This is a genomic window from Chryseobacterium sp. 22458 (assembly GCF_052044975.1).
GTDB lineage: Bacteria > Bacteroidota > Bacteroidia > Flavobacteriales > Weeksellaceae > Chryseobacterium.
In genome coordinates this window covers 239,729-266,586 of record NZ_JBQEOA010000003.1, presented here as the reverse complement: position 1 = coordinate 266,586, position 26,858 = coordinate 239,729, and the positions used below count along the sequence as shown (strand labels likewise).

The window sequence follows — 26,858 nt, the reverse complement described above, 5'->3', positions numbered from 1 at the left end:
GTTTATTCAGCTCAATGAGTTCATATTTTAACATCAAAACTACCCCGACTGAAGAGGTAGTTTTGATGTAACGTGTTTATTCTCTGTTTTTTACCAATACCCAACCAGAGTATTTGGTTTCAGTGTTGTTCTTATTGTTTTCATTCCATGAGATGGTGTACCAGTATGTGCCTGTCAGTACTTTTTTACCTGATGCTGTTCCGTCCCAGGTGAAATTTCTCATTTTATTCGCTTCATAAAGCTTATTGCCATATCTGTCATATACTGTGAATATGAGATTTTTCTTATAAGCCAGTGCAGAATAATCAATAAAATCATTGATGTTATCTCCGTTAGGGGTAATGGCATTGATCAGATTAGGAACTGTAATCTGAACTTCAACCGGAGGGCAGTTGTAGAAATCTTTTACGAAAACCCTTATCTCACCTCTGGCCAGACCTGTAAATATATTGGAAGTCTGCCATTTTATTCCATCTAAAGAATACTGATAAGGAGATGTTCCTCCTGAAACATTTACAGTAATCGTATTGTTATCAATATCAATGCTTGATATGACCGGATTAGGAGACGGATTTACCTTTACCATTTGGGTTGTAATACAGTTTCCTGTTTTAAGTTTCACCCAGTAAAGACCTACTCCGACATCTTTTATAGATGATGTTGTCTCGCCGGTACTCCATTCATAACCATCGAAACCGGTACCTGCATCCAGATCTGTTTTATCCCCGATGCAAATTGTCTTGTCTTTCAAAATTGCAGACGGAACGGGAGGGAGTACTGCCAGATTAATTTTAGCAATGTTAAAACATCCGTTGGCATCTGTTACTTTTGCATATACGGCTGTGCTTGTAGAGGTATACTGAAGGAAATTGATGATCTCATTGGTTCCGTTCAATGCATTGGCAACTGTAGTGTAGTACTTTTTGGTGACACCACTCGTTAAAGAAGTTACATCTGCGGTTGTCAGGTTAAAGATGGCGCTTGAAACATTATTCTCAATGAAGCATGACTTGAGTGTAGCTTCTTTTACAGGAGTGTCAGGGTAAAAAGCTAAGGTAATCTTTGCTGTACCTGTACATCCCTGAGGAGTCGTGACTTTTACATAGACTACACCTGGTGCTGACAGATAATTATCCGGGGTCATGATCTCATTGGTGCCTGCATTCAGATCACTCAGTGTTTTGTAGTATTTTTTAGTAACTCCCGGAACATTGGTTACATTAGCTGAGTTAAGATTAAAGATGGCTGTTCCTGCTTTGTTGTTATTACACATTGTAATCGTCTTGTCTTCAGCCTTGAAAGGTGCAAGAACCAGTAATATTTTACCATCTGGGTTGTCACAAAGCAGCCCTGCATTATCTTTAATAACTACAGTAACTGTTGTATTTGCATTGAATTGATAGTTGGCAGGATTAGCAATCGGAGTAGAACTTCCCAATGGATAATAAGTAAATGTATAATTTGAAGGATTGCTGACAAATTGCGAGTTGAAAGATGTCAGATTTACAGATCCGTATCCGGTAGTAGGATTAGGGCAGAAAGACTGAGTTGCTGAGTTTTGTAAAATAGGAACTTTATCAGTATAGATTTTTACATTTTTAATAGAATGCCTTGATCTTGCCCCTCCTGTGGAAGCTGAAAACCCAAAATATCCTACAGTCATTGCAGCAGCTGTTCCGGAAGGAGCAAAAGACTGATTACAAATTATATTACCGTCTATTGTTATTTTTAAGATCCAGTTTGTAGGAGCAGCAGGATCTACCTGTGCAGTTACCTCAACATGTTTAAAGGTGGTGCCTTGAAAGGGTTGTGTGGTGTTCAGATCCGGTGAGTGAAAGGAGCTTCCCGCAACATTGAAAAATTCAACGTTATTATTATCAGTTGTATTTTCAACCTGCCCGTAAGCAACATGAACCTTGCTCATCGTTGCTGTGGTTGTATTGTTGTAAGTATCCAGTCCTACGATAAGTCCAACGGCGTTTTGGGATACTCCCAGTCCGGATCCCAATACACTGGCGACAGGCGGATTAGCAAGATACCAGAAGGCGATTCCATCTCCGTTGGAGGTTTGGTTGGAATCCATTCTGAAATCAAATTCTACTCTCCATTTGTCACAATATTTTAAATTAATAGGATCATTCAGCCTGATAGAGCCGGATTGATTATTGGTATCCGGGGTGAGCTGAATAAAATCTGTGTTTACCTGAGTAGGCGAAACCATCGTCCATCCAGTAGTAGTCACTGGGTTTCCGGTAAGCTGATACGTCTGGGAAAAAGATTTTCCCGATATGCAGAGAAAGAAAATCGATAAGCAAAATAATAGATTTTTATTCATTTAATTGGGACTTAGATTAATAGGTAAAGATATTAAATCCCAATCAATAAATGTGTATTTAATGTTAATTTTGTTAAAAGTTTCAATTATTTTTCAAAAAATAATATTTCTTATGATAAAATTATGAATGTTATACGTTAAATTCTATGTTTGTGTTAAATTGATTCAGAAGAGCGAGTTGCTGTCAATCTCCTCAAAATAAGTATCGATCTCAAGATCCTGAGAAGCTGCCGCAGCTACAGCCAGCTTGTCGCAAAGCTCATTTTCAAAATGCCCTGCATGTCCTTTTATCCAATGCATTTCAGGAGTATGCTTATTGTACAATTCAACAAATTTTTTCCAGAGATCAGGGTTTTTTACATTTTTCCATCCCCTCTTGATCCATCCGGAGATCCAGTTCTGGTTGATTGCGTCAGAAACATATTTGCTGTCTGTATATACGTGAATCTCGTTTTCTGAAGACTTCAGCTTTTCAAGTGCAGTGATTACAGCCAGAAGTTCCATTCTGTTGTTGGTCGTTTTCCGGAAACCTTTGGAAAAAGTTTTCTGATAGTTTTTTTCCGGAACACGCATAAGGATTCCGTATCCTCCTTTTCCGGGATTTCCGCTGCAAGCTCCGTCTGTGTAAATATTGATCCTCAAAACTGTTTCGTAAAAATTGAATTATTTAAGTTTAATCTATTAAAACTTAAAATGGAAAATCATCATCATCATCGAAATCATTCATTGATGAGCCTGAAAGTTTTGAACTGTCCGGAAGATCAAATGCTGCTCCGGGCTGAATGGTTGTTTTGATCTTGTCAAAACCGCTTGGTTCTCCGAAATTAGAAGGATATCCTCCGCCTGCGCCACCATCTAAAGCTGCTTCAATGTCTCCGAATTTTGCAAAATGTTTTAAGAAAGATAGTCTGACGTCTGCTGTGGCACCATTCCTGTGCTTGGCAATAATCAATTCAGCCTGATTTTCTGTAGAGGTTTCCTGTCCTTCCTCATCATTATCCCACACGGTAATTTTATAATACTCAGGTCTGAAGATGAAAGATACAATATCGGCATCCTGCTCAATCGCTCCGGATTCCCTAAGGTCTGAAAGCTGAGGTCTTTTTCCGGGGCGGGTTTCCACACTTCTTGAAAGCTGGGAAAGAGCAATCACCGGTACATTCAGTTCTTTGGCAATAGCTTTTAATGAACGTGAAATCATGGAAATCTCCTGTTCACGGTTTCCAACACCTTTTCCGCCTCCACCTGCTGTCATTAGCTGAAGGTAGTCTACCATGATCAGCCTTACCCCATGCTGCATTACCAGTCTCCTGCATTTTGCACGGAAATCAAATATCGAAAGGGAAGGGGTTTCGTCAATATATAAAGGAGCGTTTTCCAGTTCGGATACGTTGGAGAAAAGTCTCTGCCATTCTTCATCATCCAGAGTTCCTTTTCTGAGTTTTTCAGATGAAATTCTGGTTTCGGAAGCAATCATTCTGGTAATAAGCTGTACAGAGGCCATCTCGAGAGAGAAAAGAGCCATAGGGATTTTGTGTCCTACTGCAATATTCCTTGCCATGGAAAGAAGGAATGCCGTTTTTCCCATCGCCGGACGGGCTGCAATAATGATGAGGTCGGAATTCTGCCAGCCCCCTGTTTCTTTATCCACATCCCTGAATCCTGAAGGTACTCCGGAAAGTCCCTGTTTATCTTTTAAAGACTTAATTGTATCAATAGCCTGTTTTACCAATGAATTGGCAGTGTCGAATCCCTTCTTAATCGTTCCGTTGGTGATTTCGAAGAATGACTGTTCTGCTTTATCCAACAGCTCAAAAACATCTGTAGATTCTTTATAGGAAGAGTCAATGACATTGGCGGAAACATTGATAAGACTTCTTAAAATATATTTTTCGAGAATAACACGTACATGATATTCAATATGGGCAGATGAGCTTACTCCCATGGTCAGGTCAATGATGTAATGATCACCACCGGCCTGGCTGAGTTTATCTTCCTTTTTCAGTTCCTGAATAATGGTCATCAGGTCTACAGGATGGTTCCCTTCGTAGAGTTTTAAGATGGTGGAAAAGATGATCTGATGTCTGGGATCGTAAAATACTTCAGAGGTAAGAAGGTCAATAGAATGGTCAAGTCCTTTTTTGTCAATCAAAAAAGTTCCGATTACAAGCCTTTCGAAATCCACTGCATTGGGAGGCATTTTTCCATCCGCAATAGACAGTTCTTTTGCAAAGTTTCCGTGTGTCAGGGATGATAATGTTTCTTTCTGCGCCATGTTGCAAAGATAGTTTATTTAAAAAATATTTAAAAAATAGTATTCAACAAATTATTCGCAGTCTTTCGGAAAATGCTGTTAACAGGAGATTCGTGATGTTGATAAAAAAAATCACTTCCGAACAGGGTGATTTTTAACAGAATACAATGAAAGTTAATCTTTATTTTTTACTCTTACTGCAGGATTTATATAAATTATCATTTCAGAGTAGGATATGCTGTAAATACTTTACATTATTATGATGTTTATTAGTGGCTGAAAAGTAAAAAAGCCGCTGAATGCGGCTTTTTTAATTATGATAAAAGAAAATTATTCTCTATTTTTTACAACAATCCATCCTGAGAATTTGAATGGTGTGTTCTTTGCGTTGTTCTCGTTCCATGTTACGGTATACCAGTATGTACCTGTTGGTATATTTTTGCCTGATAATTTACCGTCCCATTTATAACCGTTCGTTTTATCACCCTGGTGGATTTTTGTTCCGTATCGGTCAAAAATAGTCAATACAAGATTTTGTTTATCTGCAATCGCTGAATAATCTACCGTATCGTTTACACCATCCCCGTTTGGAGTAATAATGTTGATAAGGTTAGGAACAAGTACGTTTATTTCGATAGGCTCACAGTCGTAAGCGTCTTTTACATATACCTTGTAGCTTCCTCTTGCAATATTGTTGAATACATTAGAAGTTTGCCATTGGATCTTATCCATAGAATACTGGTAGTCCGGCGTTCCTCCTATAACATTTACGGTTACTGTAGTGTTGGAGATGTCGATGCTTGTTACGACCGGCTGTTCAGAAGGATATACTTTTACAGTCTGAGTGGCAACACATTCTCCTGTTTTTAGTTTTACCCAATACGTGCCTACTCCAACATTGCTGATTGATTGTGTTGTAGCGCCAGTGCTCCATTCGTAGCTCTTGAATCCTGGTCCTGCATCCAGAGTAGTGGTGTCTTCTATACAAATAATTTTGTCAACCAGAACACTTGACGTTACGGGAGGAATGACTGTTAGATTTATTTTTACAATAACATAACATCCTCTGTTGTCGCTTACTCTTACGTATACTACACCATTTGGAGCAATATAGGTTTTAGGATTTAAAATTTCATTCGTTGCATCTACAGCATCTGTTAATGAAGGGAAGTACCTCTTGGTGGTTGTTGCTGTAGGCGTTGTAACGGAAGCATTGTCAAGATTGAATAAACCTGTAGATGGATTTGATTCTATAAAACAAGCTCTGATATCAGCATCTTTTGCAATTACCTGCGGATAAAACTTCAGAGTAATCTCTGCAATGTCAGTACATCCGAACTGAGAAGTTACTTTCACATAGATTTTTCCTTCTGCAGAAACAAACTGATAAATATTAGTGATCTCATTGATCCCGTTGTTCAGGTCGTATAGTGTGTTGTAGTATTTCTTAGTTGCAGTCGGGTCGTCAAAAACATTTGCTGTCGTAAGGTCAAAAGTTGCTGTTCCGGCATTGTTGTTATTACACATTGTCAGTGTTGCATTGTTCGCCTTGATCTTTCCGTCTTTAAATTTAAATTTACCGGTCTGTCTACACTTATTGATAGGGTTGTTAGGATTGGTAGGGTCTGTGTAGCTTATGCTGTAAAAATAGACACCTGTTGTAGTTACAGTCTGAGGAACCGTAATAGGGTTGCTGGCAGTTAAAGCATCATTTTGACTGGTATGATAGGTAACAGCAAAATTAGGGTTACCGTTAAGAATTCCTGTTGATAAAGATGAGAAATCAAAAGTAGCCGGATTGGTACAGATGGTTACCTCTCTTGGATCTGCAGGGTTGGCTGCCGGTTGCCCCGGTGGGTTAAACGGATATGGCTGTACGGCAGGATCAGTGAAAGGAGAAGATAAAGTAGCTGTTCCACCCCATTGCATTTTAAATCCATTTGCGGATAAACTGTGGTTATTAACTATCAGATAATAGGTTTCACCTGGCAGCACATCCATGTATTTTGCCCATCTGTCACCTCCTACAGGGTCACATAGGTCTGTAGCCGTCATATTAAGTCCTGTGATCCCTCTTGCTGAAGCATAAGAACCACGAAGGGGGGTACCTCTGTTGGCACAGGTTTTATTAGGGCCGAAAACGGCAAAGTCATAATCGTCTTCGGTGATGGCATTAGGGATAATTTCAAAGGTAAGTGTACCGGCTGTAGCAATAGTAAAGGTGTACCATACTGAATATCTTTCGTTTGTAAGACATCCGCCTATGGTTTCCAGGGTGTCACCATGGCCGTCCGGAGTATATGAAATATCTGTGTTACCACAAACTGCCATAGCTGATGAGCAGTCTGATTGGGCATAGAAAATATGCGAAAATATAATTAGAAAAAGGAGTAATGTTTTTTTCATAAGAGAAGATTTGAAAAAAATGTTTAAACTGTAGCAATTAAAAGATTACTTTATTGAGAACGGGATTCACCCTTTTTTCTGATAAAGTTCTTTCAGTTCTTTTAATTTTATGGGTTAATTAACTGCTTGCCCCAATTTGGAGAAGTAGATGAAGTTGTATTAAATTCATTTACTGCTTTGGAATACAATTCCAGGGCTTCATTTTTATTATTAGAAAGCTGAGCCACTTCATACTTCAGACAGGTAAGTCTTGGGTTGTTCTTTAGCTGGGCGCTTGCTTTTGTCATATAGTCAGTCGCTGTTTTCAGGTCCTTCTGATAGTTTGCAGAAGTTGCTGTTCTGATTTTCTGCGCATAAATAAGACCCAAAAGAGTATTGATTTCTCCATTGTTTTTTTCTGAAGCGAGAGCCTGAGTAGCAAACTTTCTTGCGATCTCATTCGATTCGCCGGCAGACTTTTCAGGGTTATATTTTAATAAATGGTGAGCCTTGAGATACATGGCTACTGCAGCATAATAATCTGCTTTCCATTTTTCTGAAGCTTTGGCTGCGGAAAATATATTGAAAAGAGTATCATAATCACCGTCTGTTTTGGCATCATTGATTTGCTGAACAGACTGCTGTAAAGCTTGATCTGAAAAAGTCTGGGCACTTGCCCAAAAACCGGTCATGAAGAAGCCTAAAACAAATAAAAGTTTATTCATAAAGGGGATATTTTGTAGCAAATATATGAAATTATTAACGTTAAATTAAAGATTTTGAGATATATTTAATCAAAACGGCAGCTTGATTTTTGATATGGTATTTTTTTTATTTAACCGGAATTGTGTGATAATATAAGTATTTGGCTTATTAGGTGAATATTTGAAATGGAATTAGTGAAATATTTTTTGAAAAAATAGATATAAAAGAAAAATCCGGATAGAAAACGATCTGTCCGGATTTTGATTATTTTGAATTGCCTTTAATTCTGATTTGGATTTAAAGGTGATTGATTAACAGTGTGTTAATATTGCATTTTTCTCAGCTTAGGATTGGTAGCTCCTACTGTTAAAGCAACCAGAACGGTCATACATCCGCCAAAAACTACGGAGCGTACTACTCCAAGAGCCTTTGCCATAAGTCCACTTTCAAACTGTCCCATTTCATTACTGGACATGATGAAAATTGAGTTGACGCTCAGCACCCGTCCCCTGATATGATCAGGTGTTTTCAGCTGTACAATTGTACCCCTGATTACCACTGAAATTCCATCCAGCATTCCGCTCATCACAAGGAACATAAACGACAGCCAATACAGTTTGGATAACCCGAATCCGATGATGCACAAACCAAACCCGGTGACAACAACAAGAAGTATTTTACCCTGGTTTTTACGAAGCGGAACAATTGAAAGAATAGTAATAATGCACATTGATCCTATGTCTGATGCAGCATTCAGCAGACCGAATCCTTCAGCCCCGGAATTTAAGATATCAGTAGCAAATACCGGGATCATGGCAACGGCCCCTCCGAAAAGTACAGCAAACATATCAAGGCACAATGCCCCCAGGATTTCTTTGGTTTTAAAAATATAAGAAATTCCTTCACGCATGCTCTCCATCACATCTACATTTTCTTTTTTATATTCCGAGTGCTGCCTGTTCAGCTGCCAGAAAAATAACGAGGCAAGGAATATTAAGGATAAGATCACAACCAGTGTCCATTTTACGCCAACGTATCCTATAAGAATACCACCTATGGCATGGCCGCATACCGAAGAGATTAAAAAAGTAGCCTGGTTGAGCGTAACGGCATTCGGAAGGTTTTCTTTCTTTACAATTTTTGGGATCATGGAAGGAACGATAGGGCCAATGAAGGCTCTCGCAATTCCTGTAAAAAATATAACACCATAAATATAATAGGTGATCTGATGGCCTGTAAAGTGCATCCTTACATTAAGAAATGCAGGAATCAGAAGAAGACCGATAAGAAAAATATAAGCATAATTGCAGATGAGCAGCAATCTCTTTTTTTCGTTCATGTCAATCACATGGCCGGCATACAAGGCACAGCTCACAGCAGGAATTACTTCTGAAAGACCGATAAGGCCTATTGAAAAAGGATCTTTTGTCAGCTGATACACCCACCATCCTAATAAAGTGGCCAGCATTCTGAAAGCTAAAACAATAAAAAATCTCCCGGTAAGAAGATTTCTGAACTCAACATTTTGTAATGTTTGTAACGGGGTAAAGGAAATCATGAACAAAAATAGCCCTAAAAATTAATTTAAGGCTATTCATATGTGGATTTTTGAAAGATATAGTAAATATATCCTAAAAGATAAAATCTATTTTAGTCAGCTCTTGAAGAACTGATCACCAATGCAGCAACACCTGCAGCTCCAATGATGGTGGCACCCGTAGCAATTCTTGCCTTTCTGCTGTCCTTTACTGCGGCTACATTTGATTTAGGGATAATGACTTCCGTACTGTCTTTTTTACCTGCCGTACCTACAAGATTATCTCCAACAATGTTTCTGAATAATATTTTCTGCTTCGGAGATCCGTCTCTCATTGTAACCTTATAGACTTTTCCGGCTTCCAGATTAGAATAGTTGTTTTTTGAAATATCCTCGCTGTATTTTGTAGTAGCACAAGATGTAATGACAAATAAAGACGTTAATAAAGATGATTTCAACAGTACAGATGCTTTCATTATTTTCGTTTAGTTTTTCAAATTTATAATTTTTTTCGAATATACGTTTTTGGAATTGAAAAAATGTGTTTAAAGTTTGTAAATTTCTAATAGATCTGCCACATTTCTGTCATTGGCTAATCTTGGGGTCTTATTCTGGCCCCCTAATTTTCCCTGAGATTTGGCATATTCATGAAATGCATTTCTGGAAAGTCTTGTGATTTTCAGCTTCTGCAAAATATTTCCGGAGATCAGATCGTCATAATACGTATTTCTTGCTCTGAGCTGCAGATCAAGTTCATCTCGGAATAGTTCAAAATTTTCCGGCTCTTTTTCAAATTCTATCAGCCACTCGTGGTAGGGAAGTCCTTCTGAAGGATTTACCTGTGGAGCCAGGTGGAATTCTGTAATCTGTGCAGGATATTTTTCAAGTGTGGCTTTCATAGCTTCTTCCACTTCAAAAGCAATAACATGTTCTCCAAATGCCGATGTGAAATGCTTGGTTCTGCCACTTACCAGAATTCTGTACGGATCTTTACTGATGAATCTGACAACATCCCCGATGGAATAAGCCCATAATCCGGAATTAGTAGTAAGAACAAGAGCATAATCCTTATGAAGTTCAATCTCCTTTAACGTTAGCCTTCTTGCTCCAGGCTTGCCAAACTCCTCCAAAGGAATGAATTCATAAAAAATTCCATGGTTGGTCAGCAGCAAAAGGCCTTCCTGGGTATAATTATCCTGAAAAGCGAAAAAGCCTTCGGAAGCAGGAAATGTCTGGATAATATCTACTTTCCCTCCCAGAAGATCCTCCATTTTATCACGGTAGGGTTCATAATTGACACCTCCGGTAACGATAAGCTGCAGGTTGGGGAAAAGCTGTTTGATCTTTTTACCATGTTTTTCTGTTAACTTCTCAAAATACATGATCAGCCATGGCGGAATTCCCGAAATCAGGGTCATATTCTCATTTTCAGTTTCTTCAATGATTTTGTCTACTTTTGCTTCCCAGTCTTCCATAATATTGGTTTCCCAGCTTGGCAGACGATTTTTTTGAAGGTAATTAGGAATATGATGGGCAACAATTCCTGATAATCTTCCTGTTTTTATCCCGAAAACCTCTTCCAGTTCAGGACTTCCCTGCAGAAAAATCATTTTTCCGTTGACGAAATCCGCATTGTTTTTTTTACTGATATAATGAAACAGTGCACTTTGCGCTCCGGCAATCTGAAAAGGCATTCCTTCCTTAGAGATAGGAATATACTTGGAGCCGGAGGTCGTTCCTGAAGTTTTGGCGAAATATTCAGGAGTTTCTGTCCAGAGAATATTGGCCTGCCCTTTTTTTACTCTTTCGATATAAGGCTTCAGGTCTTCATAATCTGCTACAGGAACATTTTCCTGAAATTCTTTTACAGACCGTATGTTCTCAAAACCATGCTCCCTCCCGAAAAGAGTTTTTTGAGCTGTGCTGACAAGAGAAAGTAAAAGTTCCTCCTGGTTTTTTTCTGCATTTTTTTTGAATTCCTCTGCCTTCCGGACATGTTTTTTAGCCCAGATCAGCGCTGCATTTTTCTTGAAGAAGTTTAACATGGTCCAAATTTATAAATAAGTAGAGAATCTGAAACCATTTTTACAGAGTCAGGCATAAAAAAACCGATGAAACGAGTTTCACCGGCTTTTCGAAATTTGATTATGAAAATAACAACTATATGTTGATGTTATGCTTATTTGTTGGCTTTGTACCTTTTATCCGGAGTACCGTCCTTTTTCAGATGCTTGTTTTCCTTGTATCTTTTGTCCGGAGTACCGTCTTTTTTCATTTTGGCAGCCGGCTGTGCAGGCTTCGCTTTGGTATCCATTGGTTTTGCAGCTTTTACCTCTGCAGGTGTAGCAGCTTTTGCTGTAGTAGCTTTTACAGGTGGATGTGCAGGGTCACTTTTAGCGGGAGCAGTCTGCTGAGCAGTGGCAAGTCCTAATCCTAAGACTAATGACATTGCGGATAATAATTTTTTCATAAGGATTACTGTTTGTTTTTTGTTGAATAAAGATATACAAAAAGCAGGCTAGAAAACTGATGTTTTTAAACTTAACGAAAGTTTATTACAGCTTAAAAAAAAATTAAAGACATTGAATAGACATAAAAAAGCCTGTTTTCAGAAAATAAAAACAGGCTGCTTATTATATGAATTAGAATATTTTAACGGGTACAGTTGGCGGTCCATGTTTTACCGTCTCGTATGAACAGGATTTTCAGTTCGTTATTATCAATTCTGATATACGAGGTAGCACTGGATCCGATCATTACAAGGGTATGGTCTCCTTTCTGCTCAAACTCAATTCCGTTAAGATCCGGGATTCCGTTTGAAAAACTGAAATTGTACTTGGTACCACTGGCAATTTTCGTTACAAATACACTTCCGTTATCAGTACTGATGTTGGTAGATCCGCCGTCGTTATAAGAAATACTTCCCTTATAAGTTCCTGCAAAGAAGTCATTGTTGACAGGATCATCATCTCTGCTGCACGACGAAAAAGATAATGCTGTAAAAACCAACAGCATCAGAACTCCTAAAATTTTAATTGCTTTTTTCATAATACGATTCTTAAATGTTTGGTAAAACTGACAACCCAAACACTATGCCATGAGAAAATAATAGTTTTTTTTTAACGAGTTCTTAAACAAATTTGTAAAAAATTAAGATTTTCTACCATAAAGATGGAGAATAGGATTGTTGTCTTAAAATTCAGCTGAGTTATTCATTTTAATTCATCAGCTGTTTGGGTTCTCATCTGAAGAAAAAAATATCCGTACCTTTGTACAGCATAAAAACGGTTTCGGAAAACTCCCGAAATCGCTTTTGTCGTTTATACCATACTATTTATGCAGTTAAAATCCATCAGCGAAAAGTTTCTTCCGGATCTCATGCAAAAAGAATTCGGAAAAGAGATTTTCACCCGGTTAGAAGACAGTCAGCATATTGCTGTGAAAGGAAGTGCCGGATCCTCGGTATCCGTTTTTGTAGCTGAGCTTTTTTTGGTTCAGAAGAAAAATATTCTTTATCTGGTAGATGATAAGGAAGACGCTTTGTATGCCAATACAGAAATGGAAGACCTGTTGGGAAAAGATAAGTTGCTGTATTTTCCTGCAACGCATCTTGAGCCGTATCAGGTAGAAAAAACACAGAACGCCAACCTGGTTTTAAGGACCGAAGTTCTGAATAAAATCAATTCCGGAAAATCTCCGAAGGTTATCGTAGCCTATGCCGGAGCTTTATCGGAAAAAGTATTAAAGAAGGAAGATTTTAAAGCAATTTCCCATCATATAAAAGTGGGGGATCAGCTGGATTTTGATTTTGTGGATGAGTTGCTCAACCATTACCATTTCCAGCAGGTCGATTTTGTTTCGGAACCTGGTGAATTTTCTGTGAGAGGGGGAATTGTGGATGTATTTTCCTATTCCTATGAAAAACCTTACAGGATTACTTTCTTCGGTAATGAAGTGGAAAGCATCAAGACCTTTGATATAGAAACACAGCTTTCGGTAGATAAGGTAAAAGAGTTTCAGCTGGTATCCAATATGAATTTTTCAGTGACGGGAAGCAGGGTTTCTCTGTTACAGCTATTGCCTAAGGAGAGTTATGTGATTTCCAGAAACGGGATGGTGGGAATGCAGAAGATAAGGACCTTCTATGAAAAATCTCTGGAGAAGTATGACACTTTAAGTAAAGATATTGCTAACAGGACTCCACAGGAGCTTTTTATCTCAGATCAGGAATTTTTGTTTGATTATAAGAAGTTCAAAACAGTAGATTTCGGAGGAGTGGTGATTGAAGGTTTAAAAGAGATCACAGAGATAAAATTGGAACAGCTTCCCCAACCTTCATTCCATAAAAATTTTGAACTGCTGATTGAAGATATTGAGGAGAAACAGAAAGAAGGATATGATACCTGGATTTCTTTTTCAACAGAGAAGCAGAAAGAAAGACTGGAATCTATCTTTGAAGAACTTGAGCATGAGCTTCCGTTTAAAAGTTTTAAATCTGAACTTCATGAAGGATTTGTAGATAACAGCCATAAACTCCTGGTCTATACGGATCACCAGATTTTTGACCGTTATCAGAGATATAAGGCGAAAAATACATTTGCCAAATCTGAACAGCTTACCCTGAAAGATCTGATGTCCCTGAAAATAGGGGATTATATTGCCCATATTGATCATGGGATCGGAAAGTTTATGGGATTGGTAAAAGTGAATAATGACGGTAAGATCCAGGAATGCTTTAAACTGACCTATAAAAACGGAGACTTATTATATGTCAGCATTCATTCTCTTCATAAAATTTCAAAATATAATGGCCCGGATGGAAGGGAAATCGTTCTGAGCAAGCTGGGATCTCCGACCTGGAAATCATTGAAGCAGAAGACAAAAGCGAAGGTGAAGCAGATTGCCTTTGATCTTATCAAACTATATGCCCAGAGAAAAACAGCAAAAGGGTTTGCGTATACACCGGATTCTTATTTACAGAATGAGCTGGAGGCAAGCTTTATTTATGAGGATACTCCGGATCAGGAAAAAGCCACGTTTGATGTAAAGAAGGATATGGAAGCCGATACGGTAATGGACAGACTGGTTTGCGGGGATGTTGGATTCGGTAAGACGGAAGTTGCCATTCGTGCAGCATTTAAAGCAGCAACAGACGGAAAGCAGGTTGCAGTATTGGTTCCGACCACCATTCTGGCCTTCCAGCATTACAGAAGTTTTAAAGAAAGGCTTAAAGATTTTCCGGTAAACGTAGCTTATGTGAACCGTTTCAGAACAGCAAAACAGAAGTCGGAAACCCTGGAAGCCCTGAAGAACGGAAAAGTAGATATCATTATCGGAACCCATCAGCTGGTGAGCAGCTCCGTGAAATTTAAAGATCTGGGATTGCTGATTATTGACGAAGAACATAAATTCGGTGTTTCGGTGAAGGATAAGCTGAAGACCCTTAAAAATAATGTGGATACTCTTACACTGACTGCTACTCCAATTCCAAGGACATTACAGTTTTCATTAATGGCGGCAAGAGATTTATCTGTAATCAAAACACCACCGCCCAACAGGCAGCCGGTAGATACACAGCTGATCGGTTTCAATGAAGAGACATTGCGTGATGCGGTTTCCTATGAGCTTCAGCGGGATGGTCAGGTTTATTTCATTAACAACAGGATTGAAAACCTTAAAGATATTGCCGGGCTTATCCAGCGGCTGGTACCTGATGCAAGGGTAATTACCGGACACGGCCAGATGGAAGGCAAACAGCTGGAAAAGAATGTGCTGGATTTTATGGAAGGAAAATACGATGTTCTGGTGTCTACTACGATCGTGGAAAGTGGAGTGGATGTTCCGAATGCAAATACCATTTTCATTAATGATGCACAACGATTCGGAATGGCTGATCTTCACCAGATGAGAGGAAGGGTAGGCCGAAGCAACAGAAAAGCATTCTGCTATCTGATCACACCGCCTTATGATATGATGACTTCCGATGCCAGAAAACGTCTTGAAGCGATTGAGCAGTTCTCTGATCTTGGAAGCGGGTTCCAGATTGCGATGAAGGACTTGGAAATCCGTGGAGCAGGAGATTTGTTGGGTGCCGAGCAGAGCGGGTTTATCAATGAAATGGGATTTGAAACCTATCAGAAGCTGATGCAGGAAGCTCTCGAGGAGTTGAAAGATGACGCTGATTTTGAGAATTTATTTGAAAATGAGGAAGACAGACAAAAGCTTTTCAAATCAGTAAAAGACGTCAATATTGATACAGACCTTGAATTGATGCTGCCTGATTTTTATATTTCCAATACAGAGGAAAGGTTACTGTTGTATCAAAAAATTGCTGAGATCGGTAATGAGGCTGAGCTGCATCAGTTTGAACTTGAACTGATCGACCGTTTTGGTGCTTTGCCGAAAGAGGCTATAAACCTGTTAAAAAGTGTTGCTTTAAAATGGCTTGCTGCAGATATCGGCTTTGAAAAGATTGTCATGAAAAACGGAGTATTTTTAGGGTATTTTCCAAGTAATCCTCAGGATAAATTTTACCAGACCGACCGGTTCAGGCACATTATCAATTATTTAACCGGAAATCCTGCAGAAGCTCAGCTTAAAGAGAAATCAGGTAAGGAAGGTAACCAGCTTATGATGAGAAAAGAGAGGGTGAAAAATGTAGATGAGGTCAATATGCTGCTGAAAGCTATTATTGAACATAATTAAAATATTATTCTCTAAAGCCGTAGATTTTTCTATAAATTTTATAAAAAGCATACAAAAAAATAAATTTTTGTATGCTTTTTTTGTGATTGTTATCAGGTTTTTCTTTTGTTAATATTCCTGTTGAAGAGAATTAACCCCTGTTTTACAGCACTAAAGTCACTTTTTAATGAGTAAAAATATTTTGTGATGCACGATGCAGTAAGGCTTTAAGCTTATGAATGCCTTTTTTCGATTCGTAAAATTAGAGTTATGTAGAAATAATTCTACTTTTTTGTGTGATTAATTCTATGGTGTAATGTGTTTATTTCTATAGGTTTAACGATATATAACTGGAATTTTTAAGGCTTCAATTTGTACCTTTGTCGTCCTTATTATGAAAAAAACTATATATTCTTGCGTGGCTGGATTTTTATCTTTCTACGCAAGCGCACAGGTGGGAATCGGCACAACAAAGCCTAAAGCAGCTCTTGATGTGAATGGTAAAACCACCTTAAGAAAAGAGCTTAGAGTAGGCGGAACTTTAACCCAGCCGGGTGATGCAGGGTTGAATGGCCAGGTTTTGATTTCCCAGGGTGAAGGTTTACCTCCTGTTTGGAAATCATTATCTATTCCTTTTATGGAAGAGGGACAATATAAATTGATCAATTCATATTTGTCTTCAGATCAAACAGGTATCAGTGAACTTTCCGATACGGTTGATGGTGATGGTGTCAATAAAAACAGCGTTGGTGATAAAATGACGGATGCTACCAAAGGAAAATGGAAGAAAATTGACGGTCTTACCACTAATTTCAGTATCAAAAATGGGAAAAACAGGCTGACTTACCAGTTCCAGACAGGAGTTGAGATAAAAGCGCCGGTAGCTACCACTTCACAAACTGTAAGGTTTGCATGTGGCGTTTTCAGAAATGATTTACTGGTTGCGGTGCGCCCGGACAGGATTGCTTCCAATAACAACAGTGGGAAGGCAGGGCTTCAGGATTATATTTTCACCCTTAATTATACTGAGCAGAACGTTCCTGTAGGATCTCATAAAATTGAAATTGCATGCCGAAAGATCGATACTTCAAACCTTAATGCACAATTCACAATAGGACGGGATGTACAATCATCCAACGGTGCTTCCAATGCATTTACTCTGGAATCTACGATGAAAATAGATGTAATAGAATATGTGACCTATAAAAACTAATGATGATGAAAAAAATTATATCAACGCTATTTCTCACAACAGGGCTGTTACTGTCGGCTCAGGTAGGAATAAATACCAACACTCCGAAGGCAATGCTTGATGTGAACGGAGATGTTAATTTCAGAAATAAAATTGCGGTTTTTGATGCCAATAATAATGTTTCCCAAGGGAATCATGATCAGCTGCTTGTTTCTCAGGGACCTGGATATCCACCTGTCTGGAAATCACTTCGTATTCCGGAATATGAGGCCAATAAATTTTACCTGATTTATAACAATTCCATTTCAGATAATGAAGGTCTTATCTTTACTACTGCTGACGAGTCTTCGGTAGGGCAGACCTCCAGAGGTGCCACTTTTACCAAAGGAAAAAGCTTCAGCAGCCTGCCGAATTTCAAAAAAATAACGAATCTTACACAGGAAATTGAAGTATTCAGTACCCAAAGTAAAGCTTACTTTCAGTTTGAAACTGTTGTGCATACTGACTTTTCTAAAAACGGCTCTACAGATACATCCATAGATTATGCCTGTGGTATTTTTGTAGATGATAAGCTGATCAATCTCAGACAGAGAAATATAAAAGCAAGTAGTGCTGCCTATACTTTCTTTACCCATACCCAGATCGGTATTGTGGAAAACCTTTCCAAAGGAAAGCATACTGTAAGTGTGGCCTGCACAAGATTGGCCTCTTATGGTGAAGCAAACAGGAAACTGACCATTGGTACCAATGCATATAGTAACCTCAATGATTTTATTACACAGTCATCGCTTAAAGCAGATGTGTTTGAAGTTCCGGAGGTATTTAAGCCAATTATTAACTAAAACGGATTATGAAGAAAATATTATTTATAACATCTTTTCTCCTGGCTTTTTTTGGAAATGCTCAGGTGGGTATCAATACTCCTAATCCAACCAATACGTTGGATGTAAACGGAGACCTGACTATCAGAAAAGAACTGAGAACAGGCGGTACAGACGTCCTTAAAGGATTTGCGGGAACAGCCGGTGATATTCTGCACAATAATGCAACATTAGCCGCCAATGACTGGAAGAGTATTAAAATCGCAGACGGGCAGGGAAGTATGTCTGTGTTTTCAATGAATACAGTAGAAGATAAGACGGGATTAAGCTTCACGGGAGATGGCTCTACTTCTCCTTATAGTGACGGGGCTCCTTTGGCCAATGGCTGGACAGTTATTTCGACAGCGGTAGACAAATTTTCAGTAACAAACGCTACGAATAAAGTGACTTTTTCATTTCAGACCACAGTTCAGAAGCTGGGAACAGGCTCTACAGGATACGCTTGCGGTGTATTTGTAGATGACGCACTCAGAGCAGTAAGAACAGACGTGATATTGGGAGAAACCGGAGCTTATAAGATTTTCAACCTGAACGCAACATTGACTGATCTTCAACAAAAAAACAACTATACTGTAAAAGTAGCCTGTATCAAAAGAAACCTGAACGGAGGAACACTTGGGATAGGAAGAGCTGTACACACAGATTTTCTGAACGCTGATATGTCGCAGTCAGTTCTTACAACATCTGTATTGCAACCTTATTAATTTTTACCATCATACAATAATTGGAAATCTGAAAACGTTATGTTTTTAGATTTCTTTGTTTATAAGTCTATTCTTTGTGAATTTGTTGGAATAAATTAACGGATGTTGTTGAAAATTAAATTATATTTGGGCAAATTAAATAAACTGCCTATGCCTGGAAAACTATTTTTTTAAATGCCTGCCGGTATTTTTTACAAAACCGACGGTATCACCAACTACAAAACCGGATTCTTCAAAATCCACCGTATCATGATGAAAGAAAATTATTCCTGCAAAATTCAGGGATATTTTGTCTCCTGAAAAGAATAGCCATCATGAAGTACCTGATTGCCTCTGCAGCTTTCTTCTTATATGAATACACTTAAAGGTATTTGTATGACAATCGGAAACCGGAAGCGGGAAAAGAAATCAGAATTTGACCTTGACCTATAAGGAATTATAGGATGATTATAATTGTTAATCTTACCAGAATATGAATAATAATATAATTTTTAAGCGAAAAAAAAATTATATTTGTCAAAAAAATAATTAATTACCGGGAAATGAAACAAATTTTCTACTTTATTTTACTAATCGCAGGTTTTTCCTCAATACACTCCTGCAAAAATCTACTTGATGAGGATGGGAATCCTTTATTGGATCTGAATAATACGGAAGGTTTAAGCGGTCCGAGAGCGCTATACAGAGAAGTTACAGATAAAGATACCCTTGCAGAATATCACTACAGCGGACTTCTTGTGACAAAGGTGATCACAGACAGCGCTTCTATTACAGATATTATGTACAGTGGTGACAAAATAAGCCAGATCAATTTTAACGGCTTTTTAGATCTTGACGGAAACGGAAAGCTGGATAAAGACAGTGTATCTTATACTCAGCTATTCACGTATGCCAACAATACACTGCAGACAATTTCTGAAAACCGTGCTATTTTCAGAAGACCTCCACCGGTTCCGCCTGCAACAACTCCTGGTCCGCAGACATTACTGAAAAAAGAACAGTCTCTTTATAAAATTGTATTCAGTAAAGCTACAGGGAAACTGGATTCCATCATTATGAAGAATGGTCCGGATGTGCCGGGAACTTCTTCTCCTTTTACTGATTATTCCAAAACAGCTTATAAATATATAGGTGACAATGTATCCAATGTAACAAGACATTACGGAACAATGTCAGGAGGCGGATTCGGAGCAGTTACCAACAAATACAGCTATGATTATTACGCTTATGATGATCAGGTAAGCCCTTTCACTTTGCTGCCACAGGTGTACAAGATCTCAAGATTATTATCTACCGTGATCAATGATAAGGAAAGCCTTATTTTATCTCCTAATAACCCTAAGAGATGGTCATTCACAGATCTTACTCCTCCTATTCCTACAGCCATTGTAAAAAGTACCAATTACGTATATGATCCGCAGACTTATATGACCAAAGGATATGGCGTAAACTATATTTACAAACCGCAATAGAATCATTTTTCAACAATATTTAAACTCAATCTGTATAAGGTTGAGTTTTTTATTTTTTATCCCTTAATTTTGTAAAAAATTTCTGATGAAATATTTAATCGTTGGCCTTGGTAATAAGGGCGCAGAATATGAAAATACACGACATAATATAGGTTTTAAAGTAGCAGAGAAAATTGCTGAGATACTTGAAGCCCCTTTTAACAGTTCAAACTTTGGATGGATGGCAGAAGGAAAATACAAAGGCAGAAAAGTTTTTGTCCTGAAGCCGGACACTTATATGAACCTTTCCGGGAATGCGGTAAAATACTGGATGCAGAAAGAAAATATTCCTCTGGAAAATGTATTGATCGTAACGGATGATCTTGCGCTTCCTTTCGGGACTTTAAGAATGAAAGGGAAAGGTTCTGATGCGGGACATAATGGTCTGAAAAATATTAACGAAGTGTTGCAGACTCAAAATTATGCCAGACTACGTTTTGGAATCTCTGCAGATTTTGCAGCCGGTCGCCAGGTAGATTATGTACTCGGAACCTGGAATGAAGAGGAAAGTGCAAAACTTTCTGAACGAATTGAGACCTTTTCCAAAGCCAGCCTTTCTTTTGTTTTTGCAGGAATCAGCAATACGATGTCTGCCTTTAATGGGAAGTAGTTTAGGTGTTAGGCAGCAGGTTAGTTGCTGTCTGTCTTTTTGTTAACAGTTTTTATAGAATGACAGGATTTTTACCGTCATTTTGAATATAAATAAAGGCCATCGGATCTCCGATGGCCTTTGATGCACTTTTATAATTAATTTCCAATCAGTTTATCTGAGTTAGATTATATTGTATAGTTTTTGCGGTGGCTGAAACCGGAAGAATAGTTTTACAACCAGCTTACAGCACCTGTTTCAACATCGTAATTGGCTCCAACGATTTTGATTTTCCCCTCCTGTTCAAGGGTTCTAAGCGTTGAGCTTTGCTTACGGATTTCTTCAATCGCATTTTTTACGTTCTGGTGATTAAGCCTTTCCAGAAGAGAGCTGTTTTTAGATGAACGCTCTTCATTTTCCTCAATCACTTCATTGATGATAGGGGTAAAATGATTGATCAGGTGGTTCAGGTTATCCATTCCCAATCCTTCAATCTGTGCAGCATCAAGTCCTCCTTTTAAAGCTCCGCATTTAGTATGTCCTAAAACTACGATAAGCTTTGAACCGGCTACATTACATCCGAATTCCATTGAACCCAGAATATCCTGATTGACAAAGTTACCGGCAATTCTGATACTGAAAACATCTCCCAATCCCTGGTCAAAGATCAGTTCTGCAGAAGTACGGCTGTCTATACAGCTTAGAACCACAGCAAAAGGCCACTGTCCTTCACGGGTAGCATTTACCTGCTCAAGAAGGTCTCTGTTAGCCTTCAGGTTATTAACGAACCTTTGGTTTCCTTCTTTTAAAAATTCTAATGCTTTTTCAGGAGTAATAGTCGATTGAGTTTCGTATGTATGTGCTTTCATATGAATTGTATTGTTTTGATTTTAAAGTTAAAAAATAATTGATGATCAATGAGCTTACATTGCTCTTTTGTGGGTGATCAGAATGTGAGAATCCTGGCTTCTTTCATAATCTCTGTACGAAGTTTTAAAGCCTAAGAGTTCCACGTTGATGTCTTCCTCCTTCGCCCGGATATTGGCAAAATCCTGAATCATTTCCAGTACATCTGTAGCAATGTATGAAGTTTCTCTGGCGTCAATAATCACGGTAGAGTTCGGTTTGATATTTTTAAGTGTCTTTTTAATGGCTGCTTTATTTAAGAATGAAACTTCTTCAGCGAGTTTAATTTTAATCCCGTCTGCATCATCCAGTTTTTCTCTGCTCAGATAATAAGCTCTTTTCATATTTCCCTGAAGAATATAGAAAATAGAGATGGCAAGCCCAATTCCTACCCCTTTTAATAAGTCGGTGGCCACCACAGCAATAACTGTTGCCACGAATGGTACAAACTGGAATTTTCCAAGATGCCAGAAATGCTTGAATGTAGCAGGCTTAGCCAGTTTATATCCTACCAGGATCAATACGGCAGCAAGAGTTGCCAGCGGGATCAGGTTAAGAATAAAAGGAATGGAAAGCACGCACACTAAAAGCAATACACCATGAATCATGGCAGAAAGTTTAGAAGTTGCTCCTGCGTTGGCATTTGCAGAACTTCTTACCACTACTGAGGTCATTGGAAGTCCACCAATGAATGAGCTCACCAGGTTTCCTATTCCCTGGGCTTTAAGTTCAAGGTTGGTATCCGTAATTCTTCTCTGTTTGTCTAGTCTGTCTGATGCTTCAATACAAAGCAGGGTTTCTATAGAAGCTACAATGGCAATAGTTGCTCCTACAATCCATACTTTTGGATTGGTAAACCCTCCGAAATCAGGCATAGTGATCAGATTTTTAAAATCATCCAGAGTCTGGGGTACAGGTAAAAGTACCAAATGTTCTTTACCGATTGCCAGTGAGCTTCCGGACAATTTGAATACTTCATTCAGAAGAATACCGGCTACTACTGCTACCAGGGCACCCGGAAGCATTTTCATTCTTCTCAGTGCAGGAATTTTATCCCATGCAATAAGAATTCCTACAGATACTAATGTTACAATGATAGCTCCAATATGGATGGCACCAAACAGTTCTGTAAAATAATTCAAATTGATTCCGTTACTGAAAAGAGACTGGTTTCCTTCATAATCTTTGTCAAATCCCAACGCATGAGGAATTTGTTTTAAAATAATAATGATACCGATGGCGGCAAGCATTCCTTCAATAACGTTGTTGGGGAAATAGTTTGAAATACTTCCCGCTCTTACAAATCCCAGAATCAGCTGGATCAGTCCTGCAATAATCCCTGCACACAGGAAAAGTTCAAATGCGCCAAGATCTGTAATTGCCGTTAAGACAATAGCGGTAAGACCTGCTGCAGGCCCGGAAACAGAGATGTTTGAATTACTCATAAAACCTACAACCAGTCCGCCTACAATTCCGGCAATAATCCCGGATAATGGTGGGGCACCGGAAGCTAAAGCGATTCCTAAGCACAACGGTAGTGCCACTAAGAATACAACGAGCCCTGAAGGGAAATTCTCCTTGATTCCTCCTAATAATGATGTTTTTTTCATGATTTCTTGAAAATGCTATAACTGATCGATTTATTCTTAAATAATCAATTATAAAAGATTGGAAAATTAATTTAAAAGTACATGCAAAGCATTCAGTGCCGGAAATGGCATGAATACAATAAAAAATAATCTAATTATACTTAAAAATTAAGCTTCCGGAGGCGGAGAAAATATAGTGAGTAAAGGTGACAGATGAAAAGAATCATCTATCAGCACAAAAGACATGCCCTGAAGATCAGGTTCGGAAAACTTCAGATAGTCAAAAACATCCAAAGGTTTTGGAAGGGTCTTTTCGTATACAATAAATGAGGATGGGTGAGAATGGGGTTCTTCTTCATTCACTATTATATTCGTTCTCAGAATATCCCAGCCTGCTACCGCAGCAATGCTTGGCAGCGCCGTAAAATTCAGAAAAAACGTTAATACAATAATACTCCAGAATTTCATTCTTACATTCTTTTTTTGAAAGACTATTTGGTCTTTCTGCTCATTACCCAATCAGAACCTGTAAGGTTGTAGATTTTCTGGATATCTTTTAAGGTTTTCTCAAAATCAATTTCCAGATCAATAATCTTACCTGTTCTAAGGTCAAATACCCAGCCGTGTACAATAGGTTGTTCTTCTAAAATATATCTTTCCTGTACACAAGCCATTTTAATTACGTTGATACACTGCTCCTGAACATTAAGTTCTACAAGCCTGTCATAACGTTTATCCTCGTCTTCGATAGCATCAAGCTCAGTCTGGTGCAATCTGTAAACATCACGGATGTTTCTCAGCCACGGATTTAACAATCCTAAATCCTGAGGAGTCATCGCTGCTTTTACTCCGCCGCAATTGTAGTGTCCACATACCACAATGTGCTTTACCTTCAGATGCTCTACTGCGTATTGGATCACTGCTGTGGAGCTCATGTCTAAAGTATTGACCACATTGGCAATGTTTCTGTGAACGAAAACCTCTCCCGGCTTTGCACCCATCAATTCTTCTGCTGTGGCTCTGCTGTCTGAACATCCGATATACAGATAGTCAGGATGCTGAGTTTTTGCCAGCTCGTGGAAGAAATTAGGATCTTCTGAAACTTTAGATTCTACCCATTTTCTATTGTTTTCAAAAATAACTTCGTACGATTGTGACATAATTTTAAATTTTTAAAGGTTTATAATTATTTATTTCGTTTAAATTATTTTTAAAATCAATAGACTAAATCAATAATTGTGCAAAAATATACTTTTTGCAGAAGAATTAATCACTTTTAACAAAGTTTAATATTAAAATATGCTTAAAATCATGTCTAATATTCCTGTATACTTTGCTTTACAGTGGATAGCTGCTTCCTGATAACTCAAACGTTTAAAAAACTATGATAAAATTACGAAGTATAAATTATAAATTGAGGATTGTGAATTAAAATATTCTTAATTTTTTCAATAAAATCATATTTACCGGAAATAGGTTGGAAAACTATCGTTTTGTATCCGGAAAAATGAATAAATTAAAACCTTGATTTTAAGTCAATAGCGTCTATGCAGGATTCTGATTTTCAGACATTATCTCCTTTGTTTTATTGGGCAGGAATTTTTATTGCCTGTTTTTCTGCATTCCTGATCGCCGGAAAGCGCAAAAAAATAATGGCAGATTACCTGTTGGCAGTCTGGTTTCTGATAATAGGCATACATCTTATTTTTTTTATCTTATTTTTTTCAGGCAGCTATGTAAAATTCCCTTATTTTCTGGGGTATGAAGTTTTACTTCCCTTCATTCATGGCCCTATGTTGTATTTTTACGTGCTCTCTGTGACGGGAAGCAAGATCCGTAAAAAGACCTGGTTATTGCACTCGGTTCCGATTTTTATAGTTGCCCTGAGCATATCTCAACTTTTAATGCTCTCTCCCTGGGACAGGTTGATTATTTATCAGAATGGAGGTGACGGGTACAAATTATTGAGTACTGTCCTCAAATATCTGATGATCTTCTCAGGAATCCTGTATATAGGATTGAGCCTTTTTGCAATGAGAACATATAAGAAAGGTCTTTCCGACCAATATTCAAATACTGAGAAAATGAATATGAACTGGATATATTATCTTATTGTCGGAATGGCACTGATATGGATTGCTGTTATAGTAAGAAATGATATTTTAATTTTTTCGATAGTGGTTCTGTTTATTCTGGTGGCTGCTTATTTCGGAATCAGCCGTGTTGGTATTTTAAATCTGGTTGTTGAATCAGAGAGTGTTGAAGAAAAACCGGCCAACGATAATCTTCCTGAAATCATAAAGTATCAGAAAACTTCCCCGGGAGATGATGCAATACAGGAGATTTATGAAAAACTGACACATAGAATGGAGCAGGAAAAGCTATATAAAGATCCTGAACTTAATCTGAATTATGTTGCCCAACTGTTGGATGTTCATCCCAATATCCTATCTCAGACGATAAATACGATGGAAGAAAAGAACTTTTATGATTATATCAACCGGCAGAGGATTGAAGAGTTTAAAAGAATAGCCTGCCTTCCGGAAAATCAAAAATTTACAATTCTTTCCCTGGCTTTTGAAAGTGGATTCAATTCTAAAACTTCGTTTAACCGGAACTTTAAGAAATATATGGATTGTTCTCCCCGTGAGTTTTTACGAAGCCGGAGTATTGATATGGAATAAGGCGCTTATAATTCTGAATGGTTGTAAAGTTAGATGCAGTTATTATAGTTATTGATTTTAACATTCGTGTACAGTTTGAATATTTATCTCTGGAAAAGTTAATGGAAGTGGACCCTGGTTATGCCTTTATTTCAATAACTTCCAACCCGGCTTCAGTCCTTCTTACAACAAAATAAATAGGTTCCACCTTTCATTTTGGAACAATTGAAACCTTTGTAATCCTCATTTTTACAGAAAATTGAACTGCCCTTATGAAAAAGTTATTATTTGTGATCATGTGCGTATTTGCATTATTAATCGGCGCTTATCCTTTGATCTATGCTTTCGTGGATCATCAGCATACTTTCCTGGGTTCTAAATCTCCTGAGCTTCTTCATCATATTATCTGGAAAACTGCATTTTTTGCTCATATTATTTTGGGAGGGCTGGCTCTTTTTATCGGCTGGCGTCAGTTTGGGGAGTCCTTCAGGAATAGGTATATACAAGTGCATAGATCCATTGGGAAGATTTATGTGGTGTCGGTACTCATTAGTTCTGTGTCTGCTATATATATGGGATTTTATGCCAATGGGGGAGTGGTTTCAGCGGCGGGGTTTATCTGCCTTGGCTTCATCTGGCTGATCACAACGCTTATGGGAGTTGTATCTATACAAAAAAAAGAGATGACCAGGCATAGGCAATTCATGATTTATAGTTATGCCTGTACTTTTGCTGCTGTAACGCTTAGATTATGGTATCCGTTGCTGAAGAATATTACCCATGACCCTGTCGGTTCTTATATAATGGTAGCATGGCTGTGCTGGGTTCCCAATGTATTGGTTGCCTATATTATTAACAGGAATCTGAGGATGGTGAATTAGAAATTTTCACTTTATATTAAAAAATCCGGCCCCGAAAGGGGC

At 38.2% G+C, this 26,858-nt stretch carries 22 protein-coding genes; 8 read left to right on the top strand and 14 right to left on the bottom strand.

From position 1 onward, the window contains the following. Positions 1–76: 76 nt before the first annotated feature. The 10 genes from ACTJJF_RS12125 to ACTJJF_RS12080 form a co-directional block, all read right to left on the bottom strand. Positions 77–2,335: a gliding motility-associated C-terminal domain-containing protein gene (locus ACTJJF_RS12125; RefSeq protein ID WP_440699818.1), complete on the bottom strand. Its 2,259-nt coding sequence runs from the start codon at positions 2,333–2,335 to the stop codon at positions 77–79. A gap of 165 nt (positions 2,336–2,500) precedes the next feature. Beyond that, positions 2,501–2,977 (bottom strand): ribonuclease HI, encoded by a 477-nt coding sequence (gene rnhA / locus ACTJJF_RS12120; protein WP_312300373.1) that lies wholly within the window; start codon positions 2,975–2,977, stop codon positions 2,501–2,503. A 46-nt stretch (positions 2,978–3,023) separates the two neighbouring features. Further along, entirely contained in the window at positions 3,024–4,610 is a 1,587-nt protein-coding gene (dnaB, locus tag ACTJJF_RS12115; RefSeq protein WP_212650245.1) for a replicative DNA helicase, read from the bottom strand. 309 nt (positions 4,611–4,919) lie between these two features. Further along, on the bottom strand, positions 4,920–6,995 hold the full coding sequence (locus ACTJJF_RS12110) for a T9SS type B sorting domain-containing protein (protein WP_440699817.1): 2,076 nt from the start codon (positions 6,993–6,995) through the stop codon (positions 4,920–4,922). Between the two features lie 107 nt (positions 6,996–7,102). Next, entirely contained in the window at positions 7,103–7,699 is a 597-nt protein-coding gene (locus tag ACTJJF_RS12105) for a hypothetical protein (protein ID WP_312300366.1), read from the bottom strand. A gap of 302 nt (positions 7,700–8,001) precedes the next feature. Next, complete coding sequence (locus tag ACTJJF_RS12100) at positions 8,002–9,237, bottom strand: MFS transporter (protein ID WP_440699816.1); 1,236 nt, start codon at positions 9,235–9,237, stop codon at positions 8,002–8,004. A gap of 92 nt (positions 9,238–9,329) precedes the next feature. Next, a complete protein-coding gene (locus ACTJJF_RS12095) occupies positions 9,330–9,692 on the bottom strand; it encodes a hypothetical protein (RefSeq protein WP_312300362.1) in 363 nt (120 codons plus the stop codon). Positions 9,693–9,761: 69 nt separating this feature from the next. After that, positions 9,762–11,261: a GH3 auxin-responsive promoter family protein gene (locus tag ACTJJF_RS12090; RefSeq protein ID WP_440699815.1), complete on the bottom strand. Its 1,500-nt coding sequence runs from the start codon at positions 11,259–11,261 to the stop codon at positions 9,762–9,764. Positions 11,262–11,395: 134 nt separating this feature from the next. Continuing rightward, positions 11,396–11,686, bottom strand: a complete 291-nt coding sequence (locus ACTJJF_RS12085) for a hypothetical protein (protein WP_440699814.1) — start codon at positions 11,684–11,686, stop codon at positions 11,396–11,398. 182 nt (positions 11,687–11,868) lie between these two features. Further along, positions 11,869–12,264: a hypothetical protein gene (locus ACTJJF_RS12080; protein WP_241309829.1), complete on the bottom strand. Its 396-nt coding sequence runs from the start codon at positions 12,262–12,264 to the stop codon at positions 11,869–11,871. A gap of 288 nt (positions 12,265–12,552) precedes the next feature. Between ACTJJF_RS12080 and mfd the strand changes: the two genes are divergently transcribed. The 6 genes from mfd to pth all read left to right on the top strand — a co-directional run bounded on the left by mfd (position 12,553) and on the right by pth (position 20,798). Further along, on the top strand, positions 12,553–15,921 hold the full coding sequence (mfd, locus tag ACTJJF_RS12075) for a transcription-repair coupling factor (protein ID WP_440699813.1): 3,369 nt from the start codon (positions 12,553–12,555) through the stop codon (positions 15,919–15,921). Between the two features lie 373 nt (positions 15,922–16,294). After that, positions 16,295–17,113, top strand: a complete 819-nt coding sequence (locus ACTJJF_RS12070) for a hypothetical protein (RefSeq protein ID WP_312300348.1) — start codon at positions 16,295–16,297, stop codon at positions 17,111–17,113. A 5-nt stretch (positions 17,114–17,118) separates the two neighbouring features. Continuing rightward, on the top strand, positions 17,119–17,934 hold the full coding sequence (locus tag ACTJJF_RS12065) for a hypothetical protein (RefSeq protein ID WP_312300346.1): 816 nt from the start codon (positions 17,119–17,121) through the stop codon (positions 17,932–17,934). 8 nt (positions 17,935–17,942) lie between these two features. Then, entirely contained in the window at positions 17,943–18,677 is a 735-nt protein-coding gene (locus ACTJJF_RS12060; protein ID WP_440699812.1) for a hypothetical protein, read from the top strand. 542 nt (positions 18,678–19,219) lie between these two features. After that, positions 19,220–20,149 (top strand): hypothetical protein, encoded by a 930-nt coding sequence (locus ACTJJF_RS12055; RefSeq protein WP_312300341.1) that lies wholly within the window; start codon positions 19,220–19,222, stop codon positions 20,147–20,149. An 85-nt stretch (positions 20,150–20,234) separates the two neighbouring features. Then, the gene (gene pth, locus ACTJJF_RS12050; RefSeq protein WP_440699811.1) at positions 20,235–20,798 is read left to right on the top strand and encodes an aminoacyl-tRNA hydrolase; all 564 of its coding nucleotides are present in this window, start codon (positions 20,235–20,237) and stop codon (positions 20,796–20,798) included. A 212-nt stretch (positions 20,799–21,010) separates the two neighbouring features. On the opposite strand, the gene ACTJJF_RS12045 is transcribed toward pth, so the two are convergent. The 4 genes from ACTJJF_RS12045 to ACTJJF_RS12030 all read right to left on the bottom strand — a co-directional run bounded on the left by ACTJJF_RS12045 (position 21,011) and on the right by ACTJJF_RS12030 (position 24,432). After that, a complete protein-coding gene (locus ACTJJF_RS12045) occupies positions 21,011–21,646 on the bottom strand; it encodes a carbonic anhydrase (protein WP_312300337.1) in 636 nt (211 codons plus the stop codon). Between the two features lie 54 nt (positions 21,647–21,700). Then, positions 21,701–23,293, bottom strand: coding sequence for a SulP family inorganic anion transporter (locus ACTJJF_RS12040; protein ID WP_312300335.1), 1,593 nt, complete (start codon positions 23,291–23,293; stop codon positions 21,701–21,703). Between the two features lie 147 nt (positions 23,294–23,440). Further along, the gene (locus ACTJJF_RS12035) at positions 23,441–23,740 is read right to left on the bottom strand and encodes a hypothetical protein (RefSeq protein WP_312300333.1); all 300 of its coding nucleotides are present in this window, start codon (positions 23,738–23,740) and stop codon (positions 23,441–23,443) included. 23 nt (positions 23,741–23,763) lie between these two features. Next, positions 23,764–24,432: a carbonic anhydrase gene (locus ACTJJF_RS12030; RefSeq protein ID WP_312300331.1), complete on the bottom strand. Its 669-nt coding sequence runs from the start codon at positions 24,430–24,432 to the stop codon at positions 23,764–23,766. A 387-nt stretch (positions 24,433–24,819) separates the two neighbouring features. Between ACTJJF_RS12030 and ACTJJF_RS12025 the strand changes: the two genes are divergently transcribed. Together ACTJJF_RS12025 and ACTJJF_RS12020 are read left to right on the top strand one after the other, a co-directional pair. Beyond that, a complete protein-coding gene (locus ACTJJF_RS12025) occupies positions 24,820–25,956 on the top strand; it encodes a helix-turn-helix domain-containing protein (protein ID WP_440699810.1) in 1,137 nt (378 codons plus the stop codon). Between the two features lie 251 nt (positions 25,957–26,207). Beyond that, on the top strand, positions 26,208–26,816 hold the full coding sequence (locus ACTJJF_RS12020; protein ID WP_440699809.1) for a DUF2306 domain-containing protein: 609 nt from the start codon (positions 26,208–26,210) through the stop codon (positions 26,814–26,816). Positions 26,817–26,858 lie beyond the last annotated feature (42 nt).

Excerpts from the sequence above, each read along its gene's own strand:
- ACTJJF_RS12125 (WP_440699818.1), bottom strand. The coding sequence starts at position 2,335 with ATGAATAAAAATCTATTATTTTGCTTATCGATTTTCTTTCTCTGCATA.
- dnaB (WP_212650245.1), bottom strand. The coding sequence starts at position 4,610 with ATGGCGCAGAAAGAAACATTATCATCCCTGACACACGGAAACTTTGCA.
- ACTJJF_RS12110 (WP_440699817.1), bottom strand. The coding sequence starts at position 6,995 with ATGAAAAAAACATTACTCCTTTTTCTAATTATATTTTCGCATATTTTC.
- ACTJJF_RS12105 (WP_312300366.1), bottom strand. The coding sequence starts at position 7,699 with ATGAATAAACTTTTATTTGTTTTAGGCTTCTTCATGACCGGTTTTTGG.
- ACTJJF_RS12100 (WP_440699816.1), bottom strand. The coding sequence starts at position 9,237 with ATGATTTCCTTTACCCCGTTACAAACATTACAAAATGTTGAGTTCAGA.
- ACTJJF_RS12095 (WP_312300362.1), bottom strand. The coding sequence starts at position 9,692 with ATGAAAGCATCTGTACTGTTGAAATCATCTTTATTAACGTCTTTATTT.
- ACTJJF_RS12090 (WP_440699815.1), bottom strand. The coding sequence starts at position 11,261 with ATGTTAAACTTCTTCAAGAAAAATGCAGCGCTGATCTGGGCTAAAAAA.
- ACTJJF_RS12085 (WP_440699814.1), bottom strand. The coding sequence starts at position 11,686 with ATGAAAAAATTATTATCCGCAATGTCATTAGTCTTAGGATTAGGACTT.
- ACTJJF_RS12080 (WP_241309829.1), bottom strand. The coding sequence starts at position 12,264 with ATGAAAAAAGCAATTAAAATTTTAGGAGTTCTGATGCTGTTGGTTTTT.
- mfd (WP_440699813.1), top strand. The coding sequence starts at position 12,553 with ATGCAGTTAAAATCCATCAGCGAAAAGTTTCTTCCGGATCTCATGCAA.
- ACTJJF_RS12070 (WP_312300348.1), top strand. The coding sequence starts at position 16,295 with ATGAAAAAAACTATATATTCTTGCGTGGCTGGATTTTTATCTTTCTAC.
- ACTJJF_RS12065 (WP_312300346.1), top strand. The coding sequence starts at position 17,119 with ATGAAAAAAATTATATCAACGCTATTTCTCACAACAGGGCTGTTACTG.
- ACTJJF_RS12060 (WP_440699812.1), top strand. The coding sequence starts at position 17,943 with ATGAAGAAAATATTATTTATAACATCTTTTCTCCTGGCTTTTTTTGGA.
- ACTJJF_RS12055 (WP_312300341.1), top strand. The coding sequence starts at position 19,220 with ATGAAACAAATTTTCTACTTTATTTTACTAATCGCAGGTTTTTCCTCA.
- pth (WP_440699811.1), top strand. The coding sequence starts at position 20,235 with ATGAAATATTTAATCGTTGGCCTTGGTAATAAGGGCGCAGAATATGAA.
- ACTJJF_RS12045 (WP_312300337.1), bottom strand. The coding sequence starts at position 21,646 with ATGAAAGCACATACATACGAAACTCAATCGACTATTACTCCTGAAAAA.
- ACTJJF_RS12040 (WP_312300335.1), bottom strand. The coding sequence starts at position 23,293 with ATGAAAAAAACATCATTATTAGGAGGAATCAAGGAGAATTTCCCTTCA.
- ACTJJF_RS12035 (WP_312300333.1), bottom strand. The coding sequence starts at position 23,740 with ATGAAATTCTGGAGTATTATTGTATTAACGTTTTTTCTGAATTTTACG.
- ACTJJF_RS12030 (WP_312300331.1), bottom strand. The coding sequence starts at position 24,432 with ATGTCACAATCGTACGAAGTTATTTTTGAAAACAATAGAAAATGGGTA.
- ACTJJF_RS12025 (WP_440699810.1), top strand. The coding sequence starts at position 24,820 with ATGCAGGATTCTGATTTTCAGACATTATCTCCTTTGTTTTATTGGGCA.
- ACTJJF_RS12020 (WP_440699809.1), top strand. The coding sequence starts at position 26,208 with ATGAAAAAGTTATTATTTGTGATCATGTGCGTATTTGCATTATTAATC.